Below are 13440 nucleotides of genomic sequence, written 5' to 3'. Positions count from 1 at the left end.
GCCCCGTCAGAGGGACCAGGACTCGAGCCGCCGGAGCATGTCGCGCTTCTTGCTCGCATGACCGTGCATCCGGCCCAGGATGTCGCCGAGGACGGTGACGGCGCGGTCGATGTACGGGCCCTTGTTCAGCATCGCGGCCTCGGCCCGCTGCGCCATCGCGGCGTCCGTGATCTCCGCCCGTGAGGGCAGGCCGGTCTTGGCGAGGGACTCGAGGACCTGGGTGGCCCAGATCGCGGGCACGTGCGCCGCCTCGCACAGCCACAGGATCTCCTCCTGCAGCTCGGCCATCCGTGCGAAGCCGGCCTCCACCGCCAGGTCGCCACGGGCGATCATCACCCCGACGTCCCGCCAGCGCATCGCCTCGAGCAGCATCCGCGGCAGCTGCCGGAAGGCCTCCACCGTCTCGATCTTCAGCGTGATGTCCACGTCCGGTGCGTCCTCGGCCTCGAGCGCGTCGATCAGCTGGGCCACGTCCTCGGCCGAGCGGACGAAGGACATGTTCACCATGTCCGCGTGGCGGGCCGCGAACGGGATGTGGGCGAGGTCCTCGTCCGTGAGGGCCGGGATGTCCAGGTGCGTGTCCGGGAAGTTCACGCCCTTCTCCGCCTTGAGCTTCGCCCCGCGCGGGCCGGCCTGGGTCACCTCGAGGGTGATCTCGTCGTCGGACACCGCCGTGATCCGCGTGCCGATCCGTCCGTCGTCGAGGGAGACCCGGTCGCCGACCGCCGCGTCCGCGAACGCCTGCGCCAGGGTGAGGCCGATCCGGTAGGGCGGCGTGTCGACCGCGGGAACCGGTTCGAGCGAGCGGGTCAGCACGATCTGCTCGCCCTCGTGCACGCGCATCGACTGCTCGAGCGGGGGCAGCGGTCCCACCTCGAGCGGACCGTGCGGCGTCGTCAGTGCCGTGCCCGTCGCCCAGTAGACCGTCTTCTCCGCCCGCACGAGCACCCCCTGGCCGTCCACCTGCTCGACCTCGAGCCTGCGGTGTGCGCCACGCGCGTCGGTCAGCTCGATCTCGTCGCCGCGCTGCAGGACCGCCAGGGTCGTCCCCTCCGGGTCCGCGAGCGGCACGACGACGGCGCCGTCCGGCCGGTCCGCTGTGGCCACGGCGTCGTGGGGCCCGGCGGCGAGCCACACGCGGGAGGGCTCGGTGACGATCCCGGAGGGGTCCCGGGCGGGCTTCACCTTCACGACGCGCGGTCCCGGCTCGATGGGGCCGGTGCGCACCTTCGGCCCGGCCAGGTCCATCGCGACCAGGGGTGCGGGCCGGCCCGCACCGGCACACCGGCGGACCGCCGCGATCATGGCGGCCCACGCCTGCTCGTCGTCGTGGGCGCAGTTCACGCGCGCCAGGTCCATGCCGGCCTCGGCGATCCGGGCCACGAGCTCTGGGTCCGTGGCGGCCTCGGAGGGCATGGTCACCATGATGCGCGCGTCCCGGTCGCCGCGGGCCGGACCGAGCAGGCTCGCCGCGTTGCGGGCGAGGATGGCGCGGCCCTCGGCGGAGGTCAGGGCGTCGTCCTCGGGCGCGGGGGCGGGGTCGCCGTCGAGCGCGCGGGCGGCGGCCAGCACCGCGTCCACGTGGCCCAGCACGCCGGCCTCCATGCGGCCCAGAGAGGACAGTCCGGCGTCGCTCAGCGCCTCCTGCAGGGGCCGCAGGTCGGTGCCGCGCAGGGCGACGTAGTGCACGAGGTTCCGGGCCGAGGCCCGGTGGCGCTCCCGGACGCGGGAGATGAGGTCGGCGTGCTCCGCCTCGGCGGAGAGGAGGCGGTCGCGGAGGGCGGTGAGCTCGGTGGTCAGGTCGATACCCATGGTCCGAACCCTAGGGGCGCCCTCCGCGCCGGATCACGCCTGGAGCCGCGCCATCCAGGCCTCGATCTCGTCCGGGGTGCGGGGGAGGACCGCGGAGAGGTTCTCGGCCCCGTCCTCGGTCACGAGGATGTCGTCCTCGATGCGCACGCCGATGCCGCGGTACTCCTCGGGGACGGCCAGGTCCTCCTCCTTGAAGTACAGACCCGGCTCGATCGTGAAGACCATGCCCGGCTCGAGCACGCCGTCCAGGTAGAGCTCCCGCTTGGCCTGCGCGCAGTCGTGCACGTCGAGGCCGAGGTGGTGCGAGGTGCCGTGGGGCATCCAGCGCCGGTGGTGCTGGCCCTCGTCCGATAGCGCGACCTCGGCCGAGACCGGCAGCAGGCCCCAGCCGTCGAGGCGGTCGACGAGCACCCGCATGGCCTCGGCGTGGAGCTCGCGGAACCGGATGCCGGGGCGCACGATCGCGAAGGCGGCGTCCGCGGCGTCGAGGACCGCCTGGTAGATGCGGCGCTGCACGTCCGTGAACGTGCCGGACACGGGCAGGGTGCGGGTGATGTCCGCGGTGTAGAGGGAGTCGTCCTCGACGCCGGCGTCGAGCAGCAGCAGCTCACCCGGGCGCACGGCGCCCGTGTTGCGGATCCAGTGCAGGATCGTGGCGTTGTTGCCGGAGGCCGCGATCGTGTCGTAGCCCAGGTCGTTGCCCTCGAGGCGGGCGCGGGCGAAGAAGGCGCCCTCGACCACGCGCTCGCCGCGGTCGTGGCCCACGGCGCGCGGCAGGGCCCGCACGACGTCCTCGAAGCCCGCGATCGTGGCGGCCACCGAGGCGCGCATCCGCTCGATCTCCCACGCGTCCTTGACCAGGCGCAGCTCGGAGAGGAACTCGGCGGTCTGGGCGTCGGCCTCGGCCGCGGCGGCCAGGTCCACGCCGGCCTCGGTCCGGACGGCGGCCAGCAGGGCGTCCACGTCCTGGTCGGTCTCGGCCAGCAGCCGCACCGCGGTGCCGTCCGCGGCCACGTTCTTGGTGACGGCGGACTCGAGCTCCTCGAGCCCCGCCGTGCGCAGACCCGTGCGGGCGGCCAGGCCGGCCAGGGTCGGACGGGGGCCGATCCAGAACTCGCCCGAGCGCGAGTCCGCGTAGAACTGCTCGGTGTCCCGGCCGGCCAGGGGACGGAAGTACAGGGTGGCGGTGTGGTCCGTGCCGTCGTCGCCGGCGCCCGGGTCCGTGGGCTCGAGCACGAGCACGGCGTCTGGCTCGTGGTCCACGCCGAGGCCCGTCAGGTGGGCGAACGCGGAGTGCGCGCGGAAGCGGTAGTCGGTGTCGTTCGAGCGGACCTTGAGGCGGCCGGCCGGCACCACGATCCGCTCGCCCGGGAAGCGCGCGGACACGGCGGCCCGCCGCCGGGCGGCGTACGGGGCCGAGGCGTCGGGGTCGGGCAGGGCCTGCGACGAGGGCGCCCAGTCGGAGGCCATGAAGTCGCGGAAGGCGTTCGAGGCGGGGCGCTGCGAGCGGTTGTCGACGCGCTCGGCCAGCGGCTGGGGGTTCACCGCGCCGGTGCCGTCGGCGCCCGCCTCGGGGGCGGCGGCGGGCTGGTCGGGGGTGGTCTGGGCGGGGTGCTGTGCGGCATCGGTCATGCCCTCCATCATGGCACCGGTGGGCGCGGGCAGGTCGGGGCCGCCGCGCGCGGGTCTCGGTACCATGGCCGCCATGGCCCGCTACGACCTGCACACGCACTCGACCGAGTCCGACGGCACCGAGCCGCCGGCCGACGTGGTGCGTGCGGCGGCGCGGGCCGGGCTGGACGGCCTCGCGCTCACCGACCACGACACGACCGCCGGCTGGGCCGAGGCCGCCCACGCCGCGCGGGAGACCGGGCTGACGCTCGTGCCCGGCATGGAGATGTCCTGCACCTCCGCCGACGGCGTGAGCGTGCACGTGCTCAGCTACCTGCACGACCCCGAGGACCCCGCCCTGCTGCGGGAGGTCGGCCTGGCCCGCGACGCGAGGCTGATCCGGGCGCAGGAGATGGTGCGGCGCCTGGGCGCGGACTTCCCGATCACGTGGGAGCTGGTCCAGGAGCACGCGGCGGAGAACGCGACGATCGGCCGGCCCCACCTGGCCGACGCCCTCGTGACGATCGGGGCCGTCCCGGACCGCTCCGCGGCGTTCCGGGAGATCCTCGCCGGCCGGTCCAAGTACTACGTGCCGCACTTCGCCCCGGACCCGGCCGAGGCGGTCGCGCTCATCCGGGCCGCCGGCGGGGTGCCGGTGTTCGCGCATCCCCGGGCGCGCATGCGGGGCCGCGTGGTGGGCGACGAGGTGTTCGAGCAGATGGCCGAGGCCGGACTGGCGGGGGTCGAGGTCGAGCACCGGGACAACCCGGCGGAGGAGCGCACCTGGCTGCGCGCGTTCGCGGACCGGCACGGGCTGTTCGTCACCGGCTCGTCCGACTACCACGGCACGGGCAAGCCCAATCCGATCGGCGAGCACACCACGGGCGCGGAGGTGCTCGCCGAGATCGAGCGGCAGGGCACCGGCACGGCGATCATCCGCGGCTGAGCCCGGACGGCCGGGGCGACGGCGGAGGATCCGTTGCGCGAATGACCCTTCCGGCCGCCTGCACGGCGGTCAGAAGGGTCATTCGCGCAGAAGACTCCCGGGGGCCCGGAAGGGAGGGTCAGCCGTCCACGACCTCGCCGTTGCGGCGGCGCGTGCGGGTGCGGCCGCCCCGGCGACGACGGGCCTCGGCCCGCGCCTCGGCGCGCTCGGCCCGGCGGGCCTCCGTCAGCTCGACGCCGGCCACCGGCTCCGGCGTCCGGGCTGCGGGGGCCTCGGAGCGCGAGGCGGTGCGCTCGCGGCCCTCGCCGCGACCACGGCCCCGGCCCTCGGCGCGCTGCTCGGCGGGTACCTCACCACGCCCGCGGGCCGAGCGCTCGCCGCGGCCTCCGCCGCGTGCATCGTCGCGGCCCTCGCCGGAGCGGCCGCCCCGGTTCCGTCCGCCACGTCCGCCGCGGCCGCCCTCACGGCCGCCGCGCTCGCCGTCGCGGGACCGACCGCCCTCGCGACCCCGTCCGCGGCCGCCGTCGCGCTGCTTCGCCTCGGGGCCGCCGAGGTCCTCGAGCGTCTCGCCCTCGAGGCCCTCGAGCACGCGCTTGGCCTGCGGCAGACGGCCCTTCGTGCCCTTCGGGATGCCGAGGTCGGAGAACAGGTGCGGGGAGGAGGAGTAGGTCTCCACCGGCTCGGGCTGGCCGAGGCCGAGCGCCTTGTCGATCAGGGACCAGCGCGGCATGTCCTCCCAGTCCACGAGGGTCACCGCCACGCCCTTGTTGCCGGCGCGGCCCGTGCGGCCCACGCGGTGCACGTAGGTCTTCTCGTCCTCCGGCGCCTGGAAGTTGAACACGTGCGTGACGTCGTCGACGTCGATGCCGCGCGCCGCGACGTCGGTGGCCACGAGGATGTCCACCTTGCCGTTGCGGAACGCGCGCAGCGCCTGCTCGCGGGCGCCCTGGCCGAGGTCGCCGTGCAGCGCGCCGGCCGCGAAGCCGCGCGCCGTCAGCTCGTCCGCCACGCGAGCGGCCGTGCGCTTGGTGCGCGTGAAGATGATGGTCCGGCCGCGGCCCTCGGCCTGCAGGGCGCGGGCCACGAGCTCGTCCTTGTCCATGTGGTGGGCGCGGTAGACGAGCTGACGGATGTCCTTCTTCGTCAGGCCCTCGTCCTCCGGGTCCGCCGCGCGGATGTGGGTCGGCTGCGTCATGTAGCGGCGCGCCATCGCGACCACGGGACCCGGCATGGTGGCCGAGAACAGCATGGTCTGACGCACGGCCGGGACGGCGGCGAGCAGGGTCTCGACGTCGGGGAGGAAGCCGAGGTCCAGCATCTCGTCGGCCTCGTCCAGCACCACCGTGTTCACCAGGTCCAGGCGCAGGTGGCGCTGGCGCATCAGGTCGATGAGGCGGCCGGGGGTGCCGACGACGATCTCGACGCCGCGCTGCAGCTCCTCGATCTGCGGCTCGTAGGCGCGGCCGCCGTAGATGGTGGCGATGCGCAGGGGGCGCCGGGCCGCGGCGGCCGTGAGGTCGCCGGCCACCTGGACGGCGAGCTCGCGCGTCGGGGCGACGATCAGGGCCTGCGGGGCGCCCGCGGTGCCCTTGGCCTCGAGGCCGTCCCAGCCGGGCTCGCCCGGGCCGATGGCGCGCTGTAGCGCGGGGATGCCGAAGCCGAGGGTCTTGCCGGTGCCGGTCTTGGCCTGGCCGATGATGTCGTGGCCGCCGAGGGCGACCGGCAGGGTCATGGCCTGGATGGGGAAGGGGTGGACGATGCCCTTGGCCTCCAGGGCCTCGACGATCGCGGGGTGCACCCCGAAGTCGGCGAAGGTCTGCTCGGGGGCCACGGGGGCGGCGTCCTCGGTGACGATGTCCTCCGCGATCGCGGCGACCGTCGGGTCGAGGTCGGCGGAGGCGGGGGTGTGCTCGGAGTTCTGGGTCATGGCGACTCGCGTTCCTGGTCAGGCGTCGTCACGGCGGGCGGAAGGCCCGGCTCCGCCGTGCGCGCGGTTCAAGCGGAAGCCGATCGCGAGGCAAGCACGCGGAGCGGCCGACGGGCGGCGCCCCGTGGAACCGGGCCGGGCGCGCCGTGCGAGGCGGGCCGTGCCGGATCCGGCAGGTCATGGTGCCGTCCCGGGCGTCAGGGGCGCGGGCGGCGGGTCAGGGTGATCAGAGAGCGACCGGTCATCCTGGGTCAGCGTGAGCTGTGCGGCCAGTCTACCCCCGCGGCCGTGATCGCACCCGAGGCGCGGTCCACGCCCTCGATCCGCACGCGCACCCGGGTGCCCGCCGGGACGCTGCCCGGCACCCGCAGGCTCACGGCCGGGTCGAGCAGCCACACCTCGGTGCCGTCCTTCGCCTCCCGCACCGCGATCCCCTCGAGCTCCGCGCCGACGCGGGACTCGAGCGCCGCCGCCTCCACGAGGTCCGCCGCCGTCCGGCTCGCGGCCGAGGCCCGGCGCGACGAGTCCGCCATGAGGGCGGGCAGCTCGGGCAGGGCGCTGCGGACCCACGCGGGGGCGGGGGCGCCGATGGCATGGGCGTGGCACAGGGCCAGGACGAAGCGGTCCACGAGCCGGCGCAGCGGAGCGGTGGCGTGGGCGTAGGGGGCGGCGAGCGCGGCCTGGGCCGGTTCGGCCGGCGGTGTGCGCAGGGCCGGGTCCTCGGCCTGCGCGTCGAAGGCCGTGTACCCGGCGCCGCGGAACAGCCCGGTGGCCGCGTGCAGCACCGCCAGGTGCCGCGCGTCGGCGGGGTCGAGGGAACGCAGGTAGGCGCCGTAGTCCTGGTCCTCGTTCCACGGGGCGCCCAGGGCGCGCGTGCGCTCTCGGAAGGCGGCGACGGCGTCGGCGTCCGGCGCCGGCATCGTGCGCAGGATCCCGACTCCGGCGGCCAGCATCAGCTCGGCCGCGGCCATGCCGGTCAGCAGGGAGAGCTGGGCGTTGTGCTCCTCCGCCGGCAGCGGCGCCCGGTGCACGAGCTCGTGCGCCCCGTCCTCGGTGACACGGACCTCCTGGTCCGGCAGGTTCAGGGAGGCACCGCCGCGGGCGGCCTCCTGCGCGGCCCGCCGTCGGCCCACCTCCGGCAGCAGCGTCAGCGAGTCGCGCACCTCGGCCGGCCACCCCTCGGCGGCGGCCAAGTCCGCGTCGGTGACCCCGGGACGCGGCGTCGTCGGCGCCTGCGCTCCCTCCCGCGCGTCGAGGAAGGCCTGCACCTGCCCGTACGTCAGCTGCGCCCGGGAGCGGATGCGGGCGCGTTCGAGGCCCATCTCGACGACGGCGCCCGCGGCGTCCAGCAGGAACGTCCACACGAACGCCGGGCGCTCGCGGTCCGGCAGCAGGGAGGCGGCGTCCTCGCTCAGCACCTCCGGGTGCAGGGGGACCCGGCCGTCCGGCAGGTACACGGTCTGGCCGCGACGGCGGGCCTCGGCGTCCACGGCGCCGCCCGGGGCCACGAAGGCGGGCACGTCCGCGATCGCGTAGCGGACGAGGATGCCGTCGTCGTCGGCGGGGGTCAGGAGCAGGGCCTGGTCCAGGTCCGTGGAGCCGGCGGGGTCCACGGTGACGAACGGCAGGGCCGTGCGGTCCGCGTGGTCCGGGCTCCCGGTCAGGCCCGCGTGCACCTCACGCGCGGCCGCCTCCGCCTCGGCCAGGACGGGGGCGGGGAAGGCCGGCGGCAGCTCGAGCTCCGTCCGCAGGGCGGCGAGGCGATCGAGCAGGGCCGGGTCGGCGGGGCCGCGGAGGCCGAGGGCGTGAGGGGTCATGGCGGTGCTCCTGGGCAGGGGGCCGAGACGACGCACGCCCCGGCGGATCACCGGGGCGTGCGGGCGGGTCAGGAGGCGGCGAACCCGAGCGGGCCCGACTTCTTCGCGCCGATCTCCACGAAGCCGATGCGGTCGCCGGGGACGACCACCTGGCGGCCCTTGGCGTCCGCCAGGACCAGCGGGGTGCCGTCGGCGACGGCGGCGTCCACGAGGGAGCGGACCTCGTCCGCCGACTGCTCGCTGTCGATGACGACCTCGCGGCCGACGTGCTGCACACCGATGCGGATCTCCATGGGGAACCTCTTCTCTTCGTCGCGTCCTGTGCGGTCCGCCGTCAGCCTACGGGACCGCTCGGCGGGGTGGACGGGCGCCCACGAGGTTCACCCGCGGGCGAAACGGGCCGGACGGCCGGGTCAGCGCGGGGCATCGTCCGCGGAGGGCAGCGAGGCGAGGCCGCGCCAGATGAGCGCGTCCACCGTGCGGGCCGTCTCGGCCGCGGCGGGGCGGGCGTCGGCGTCGAGCCGGTCCGCCCAGTGGCGGGCGGCGCCCAGGAGGTAGCCGACGAGTCCGCGGGAGAGCACCTCGGCCTCGGCCTCGGCCACGGTGGTGTCCGCGCGGATGGTGCGCGCGACCTCGGAGGAGAGCAGCCGGTGCACGGCCTCGCTCCGCGTGCGCACCTCCGGGTCCCCGTCGATGCCGGAGTCGAAGATGAGGCGGTGGGTCCGCTCGGGGGAGGCCATGTACTCGAACACGGCGGCGACGGTGGCCCGCACCCGTTCGCGGTTGTCGCGGCGGGTGTCCATCGCCGCCTCGAGGAGCGCGCGCAGGCTCGCGACCTCGGCGTCCAGCAGCTCGAGGAAGAGCTCGTGCTTGCCGGGGAAGTGCTGGTAGAGGACCGGCTTGGAGACCTCGGCCCGCTCGGCGATCTGCTCCATGGAGGCCCCCGCGTACCGCTCCGCGGCGAAGACCGCGCGGGCGCAGTCCAGCAGCTGGCGGCGACGCTCGTGCCGGGGCAGACGACGGCCTCGCCCGGGCTCGTCGGGCGCGGTGGCGGCGGGGTGGGCGGTCACGGGGTCCTCCTGGCGCGGGGCGGGCTCACGCGATGCGCGCGGCGCCGCCCTCGTCCTCGTGCGCGGGGCAGGCCGCCTCGACCGTGCCCACGGCAGGGGCGGGGCGGCCGGGGGCCTCGATCCCGAAGACCGCCTCGAGGGCGTCCTCATAGCGGTCGAGCCGGCCCTCGGCGGCGAGTCGCTTGGCGCGCACGCTGGGCTCGTGCAGGAGCAGGTTCACCATGCGGCGCAGGGCGAACTCCACCTCCTCGGCGGCCGCCGTGCAGCCGTGGCGGGCGCGCACGCGCTCGAGCTCCCGGTCGAGCACGCCGAGGGTGTGGCGGCGCAGGGCCTTGATCGCCGCGTCGGCACTGCGGCCGCGTTGCGCCGCGCGGTACTCCTCGACGGCGTCGTCCACGAGTGCGCGGGCCTCGGCGACGGCGACCTCGGCCTGTTCGGGGGCGGCCAGCCGCACCGACTCGAGGGTGATGAGGTCGACGTCCGGCAGGTCCGCGACGGCGGGGGCGAAGTCGCGCGAGAGGGCCAGGTCGACCACCGTGAGCGGGCGCCGTCCGCCCTCGCGCAGCTCCTGCAGGCGCTCGGGGCTGATCTGGCGCTCGCCCCCGGAGGAGCCGATGATCACGTCCGCCTCGGCGACGGCACCGGCCACGGCTTCGCCGCCGAGCGCGAGGGCCCAGCCGCCGCGGTCCGCGACGAACTGCTCCGCGCGGCCCGAGGCCGAGTGCACGCCGACGGTGGTCGCACCCCGGTCCGCCAGCTGCGCGAGCGTGGTGCCGGCGTAGGCGCCCGTGCCGATCAGCAGGATGGTGGCCCCGGCCCAGAAGTCGCGCTGGGCCGCGGCGTCGGTGAGACCGCGCAGCTCCTCCGCGAGGTCCAGGGCGACGGAGACGACCGAGCGGCCGGCCGCGCCGAGCGCCGTGCGGGAGCCGACGTCCTTGGCCGTGCGCGTGGCGGACTCGAAGAGGCGGACGAGCGGGCCCGAGGCGGTGCCGGCCTCCTGGGCCGCCGTCAGGGCGCGTCGGACCTGACCGGCGATCTCGCGCTCGCCCACCACGGCGGAGTCCAGTCCGGCGCCGACCTCGAAGAGGTGACGGGCCGTGGCGTCGGCGTCGAGCGTGCGGAACGCGGCGTGCACGTCCTCGTCCGGCAGGGAGGTGGAGGCGGCGACGGCGGACAGCAGCCCCGCGCGGGCGGCCTCGACGCCGGCCCCGTCGGCCTCGGCGTAGATCTCCACGCGGTTGCACGTGGCCAGCACGATGGCGCCCGCCGCGCCGCTGCCGGGCAGGGCGGGCCCGACCCCGGTCGCGCCGGCGCTGAGGCGGGCGACCGTGTCCAGGTCCAGGTCATGGTGGGAGGCGACGAGAGAGAAGACAGTCACAGCGGGCCAAGTCTAGCCCCGACCGCCCCGCCCGTCCGGGAAGGCGGACCTGACCCGGGTGCCGTCGGCCAGTGTGACGGCGCTCACGGAGGACGCTGATGTGCCACCGGGACACGACCGGTGGGACACTGGGGGCATGTCCGCCCTGTCCCAGACCCCCGAGACCCCCGCGGCCGTCCCGGCACTGCCCGCCGAGCACCCGCTGCGCACCGAGGATCCGTCACGCTCGACCGTGGCCAGCCCGCTCCTTCGCGCGCTGCGCGGCCAGCGCCCCGACCGCCACCCCGTGTGGTTCATGCGGCAGGCCGGCCGTTCGCTGCCCGAGTACCGCCGGGTGCGCGAGGGGATCGGGATGCTCGACTCCTGCCTCATGCCGGACCTGGTCCGGGAGATCACGATGCAGCCGGTGCGCCGCCACGACGTCGACGCAGCGATCTTCTTCTCGGACATCGTGGTCCCCCTGCGCCTGGCGGGCGTGGACGTGGAGATCCAGCCCGGCGTGGGCCCCGTGCTCGGCCAGGCCGTCCGCACCGCCGACGACGTCGCCGCGCTGCCCGTCCTCGAGGACGCCGCCCTGGACGTCATCCGCGAGGCCGTCGCGGCCACCGTCGCCGAGCTGGGCCCGCGCCCCCTGATCGGCTTCGCCGGCGCCCCCTTCACGCTGGCGGCGTACATGGTGGAGGGCCGTCCCTCCCGCGACCACTTCGGCCCGCGACGCATGATGCACGCCGACCCCGAGACCTGGGCCGCCCTGGCCGGCTGGGCGGCCACCGTGTCCGGCCAGTTCCTGCGCGCCCAGCTCGAGTCCGGCGCCTCCGCCGCGCAGCTGTTCGACTCGTGGGCCGGTTCGCTCTCGGCGGACGACTACCTCGAGCACGTGCAGCCGCACTCGACGGCGGCCCTCGCCCATGTCGCCGACCTCGCCGGGCCCGGCGTCCCCGACGGCGCCCCGCTCCTGCACTTCGGCACGGGCACCGGAGAGTTCCTGCACCACATGCGTGACGCGGGCGCGACCGCCGTCGGCGTGGACCACCGCCTCACGCTCGCCGAGGCGCACCGCCGGCTCAGCGCGAACCCCGGCCCCGACGGACGCGGCGCCGTGCCCCTGCAGGGCAACATCGACCCGGCCCTGCTCGCCGCCCCGTGGGAGGTCCTCGAGGCCCACGTGCGCGACGTTGTCGCCTCCGGCGCCGTCGCGCCCGGCCACGTCGTCAACCTCGCCCACGGCGTGCCGCCGGAGACGGACGCGGCCGTGCTGACCCGCGTGGTCGAGCTGATCCACTCCCTGCCCGTGCCGGAGCGGGAGGGCCAGGACCCGGCACCGGGGGTCGAGACCGCCGAGCGGGAGGAGCGCGCATGAGCGGCACGGCGCTCGTGGTCGGCGGCGGCATCGCCGGCCTCGTCGCGGCCCACCGACTGTCCACGGCGGGCTGGGACGTGACCCTCGCCGAGGCCACCTCCGTGCTCGGGGGCGCGGTCTCCCCGCGCTTCCTCGACGTCCCCTCGCACGGCGAGACCGGGGCCCCCGAGACCCAGACCCTCGAACTCGACGGCGGCGCCGAGTCGTTCGCCGTCCGCGGCGCCGCCGTGCGCGCGCTCGTGGAGGAGCTCGGGCTGGGCGAGAAGATCGTCGCGCCCGAGCCCCTCGGCTCGTGGCTGCACGGTCCCGCCGGCCCCGTGCGCGCCCCGCGTCTCGGCATCGTCGGCATCCCCGGCGACCTCGACGCCGAGGACCTCGCCGCCGCCCTCACGCCGGCCGGCCTGGAGCGCGCCCGGCAGGACGCCGAGGCCCCCATGGATCGCTGGGCCGCCGCGCTCGCGGCCGGCGAGCCGGTGACCGTCGCGCAGGTCGTGGCCGACCGCCTCGGCGACGAGGTGCTCGACCGCCTCGTGGCCCCCGTCGTCGCCGGAGTCCACTCGGCCGACCCCGCGGTCGTCGAGCTGGAGCGCGTGGCCCCCGGCCTGCTCGCCGCCGCCGTGGAGCACGGCGGGCTGGCCGCGGGCGTCGCCGCGCTGCGGTCCACCGGGACCCCCGGCTCGCTCGTGGCCGGTCTGGACGGCGGCATGGTCCGCCTCACCGGCCGGCTCGTCGAGGCGCTGCGCGAGGACGGGGCCACCGTCCTGCGCGGTGTCCGGGTGGCCGCCCTGTCCCGCGTGCCCGCCACCGGCGGCTGGTGGGCCCAGATCTCGGACCGGGACGACGAGGTCGTCCGCGGGCTCGACGTGGACCGCGTCGTGCTGGCCGTGGACGGCGTCACCGCCTGGGACCTGCTGGCCCCGCTCTCGGCCGAGGCCCTGGACCCCGACGCCGGCCCCGCCCTCGGCGAGGGCATCGCGCTGGCCACGCTCGTCGTCGAGGCCGCGGGCCTGGACGACGCGCCACGCGGCACCGGAGTGCTGGTCGGCGCCGGGACGGACGTGGCCGCCAAGGCCCTGACCCACGCCACCGCCAAGTGGGCGTGGCTGCGCGAGGTCGTCGCGCGTCCGCAGGAGGACGGTGTCGCCCGCCATCCCCACCGCCACGTGCTGCGCCTGTCCTACGGCCGCCAGGGCGGCGGGCCCGAGGCCCTGGGCCACCGCAGCGCGGACGAGGAGCTGCTCGCGCAGGCGCTCGTGGACACGGCGACTCTCACCGGGGTGCCGCTGGCGGAGGAGGACGTCGTCGCCCGCACCGTCACCCGCTGGCGCCGCTCCATCCCGCCGCAGGCCGGCCCCGACCGCGCGAAGGCGGACACGCTGATCGACTGGGCACGGGACGTGCCCGGCCTCGACCTCGTGGGCAGCTGGGTGCACGGCACCGGGCTGGCCGCCGTCGTCGCCGGCGTGGACCGCACCCTCGGCGCCGACGCGCCGCCCGCGGGCTGACCTCGCCCCCAGAC

The 13440-nt window shown here is 76.3% G+C and carries 10 protein-coding genes; 3 read left to right on the top strand and 7 right to left on the bottom strand.

Features of this window, described 5'->3' with window-relative positions; all coding sequences use genetic code 11:
• Window positions 1-6: 6 nt before the first annotated feature.
• Together MF605_RS06195 and MF605_RS06190 are read right to left on the bottom strand one after the other, a co-directional pair.
• Window positions 7-1812: a pyruvate kinase gene (locus tag MF605_RS06195; RefSeq protein ID WP_036382693.1), complete on the bottom strand. Its 1806-nt coding sequence runs from the start codon at window positions 1810-1812 to the stop codon at window positions 7-9.
• A gap of 33 nt (window positions 1813-1845) precedes the next feature.
• Window positions 1846-3444, bottom strand: coding sequence for an aminopeptidase P family protein (locus MF605_RS06190; protein WP_134415721.1), 1599 nt, complete (start codon window positions 3442-3444; stop codon window positions 1846-1848).
• Between the two features lie 64 nt (window positions 3445-3508).
• Between MF605_RS06190 and MF605_RS06185 the strand changes: the two genes are divergently transcribed.
• A complete protein-coding gene (locus tag MF605_RS06185; RefSeq protein WP_049147253.1) occupies window positions 3509-4369 on the top strand; it encodes a PHP domain-containing protein in 861 nt (286 codons plus the stop codon).
• 118 nt (window positions 4370-4487) lie between these two features.
• Here the strand turns inward: MF605_RS06185 and MF605_RS06180 are convergent, their stop codons facing one another.
• The 5 genes from MF605_RS06180 to MF605_RS06160 form a co-directional block, all read right to left on the bottom strand.
• On the bottom strand, window positions 4488-6296 hold the full coding sequence (locus MF605_RS06180) for a DEAD/DEAH box helicase (protein ID WP_061867030.1): 1809 nt from the start codon (window positions 6294-6296) through the stop codon (window positions 4488-4490).
• 251 nt (window positions 6297-6547) lie between these two features.
• Window positions 6548-8113, bottom strand: coding sequence for an RNB domain-containing ribonuclease (locus MF605_RS06175; protein ID WP_134415723.1), 1566 nt, complete (start codon window positions 8111-8113; stop codon window positions 6548-6550).
• A gap of 68 nt (window positions 8114-8181) precedes the next feature.
• A complete protein-coding gene (locus tag MF605_RS06170; RefSeq protein ID WP_002854967.1) occupies window positions 8182-8406 on the bottom strand; it encodes a DUF3107 domain-containing protein in 225 nt (74 codons plus the stop codon).
• A 120-nt stretch (window positions 8407-8526) separates the two neighbouring features.
• Window positions 8527-9183 carry a TetR/AcrR family transcriptional regulator gene (locus MF605_RS06165; RefSeq protein WP_134415725.1) on the bottom strand — a complete coding sequence of 219 codons (657 nt, stop codon included), beginning with the start codon at window positions 9181-9183 and terminating at the stop codon, window positions 8527-8529.
• 25 nt (window positions 9184-9208) lie between these two features.
• Window positions 9209-10561: a glutamyl-tRNA reductase gene (locus MF605_RS06160; RefSeq protein WP_134415727.1), complete on the bottom strand. Its 1353-nt coding sequence runs from the start codon at window positions 10559-10561 to the stop codon at window positions 9209-9211.
• Between the two features lie 136 nt (window positions 10562-10697).
• Between MF605_RS06160 and hemE the strand changes: the two genes are divergently transcribed.
• Entirely contained in the window at window positions 10698-11921 is a 1224-nt protein-coding gene (gene hemE, locus MF605_RS06155) for a uroporphyrinogen decarboxylase (protein ID WP_069941430.1), read from the top strand.
• Window positions 11918-13426, top strand: coding sequence for a protoporphyrinogen/coproporphyrinogen oxidase (locus MF605_RS06150; RefSeq protein ID WP_101965984.1), 1509 nt, complete (start codon window positions 11918-11920; stop codon window positions 13424-13426). Before hemE ends, MF605_RS06150 begins: the two co-directional genes overlap by 4 nt.
• Window positions 13427-13440 lie beyond the last annotated feature (14 nt).

Origin of the sequence: Micrococcus luteus, assembly GCF_022664405.1 — a bacterium.
GTDB lineage: Bacteria > Actinomycetota > Actinomycetes > Actinomycetales > Micrococcaceae > Micrococcus > Micrococcus luteus.
The sequence above is the reverse complement of the archived record's forward strand: the minus strand, read 5'-3'. Positions and strand labels throughout refer to the sequence as shown.

Excerpts from the sequence above, each read along its gene's own strand:
- MF605_RS06170 (WP_002854967.1), bottom strand. The coding sequence starts at position 8,406 with ATGGAGATCCGCATCGGTGTGCAGCACGTCGGCCGCGAGGTCGTCATC.
- MF605_RS06185 (WP_049147253.1), top strand. The coding sequence starts at position 3,509 with ATGGCCGCCATGGCCCGCTACGACCTGCACACGCACTCGACCGAGTCC.
- hemE (WP_069941430.1), top strand. The coding sequence starts at position 10,698 with ATGTCCGCCCTGTCCCAGACCCCCGAGACCCCCGCGGCCGTCCCGGCA.
- MF605_RS06150 (WP_101965984.1), top strand. The coding sequence starts at position 11,918 with ATGAGCGGCACGGCGCTCGTGGTCGGCGGCGGCATCGCCGGCCTCGTC.
- MF605_RS06175 (WP_134415723.1), bottom strand. The coding sequence starts at position 8,113 with ATGACCCCTCACGCCCTCGGCCTCCGCGGCCCCGCCGACCCGGCCCTG.
- MF605_RS06190 (WP_134415721.1), bottom strand. The coding sequence starts at position 3,444 with ATGACCGATGCCGCACAGCACCCCGCCCAGACCACCCCCGACCAGCCC.
- MF605_RS06195 (WP_036382693.1), bottom strand. The coding sequence starts at position 1,812 with ATGGGTATCGACCTGACCACCGAGCTCACCGCCCTCCGCGACCGCCTC.
- MF605_RS06180 (WP_061867030.1), bottom strand. The coding sequence starts at position 6,296 with ATGACCCAGAACTCCGAGCACACCCCCGCCTCCGCCGACCTCGACCCG.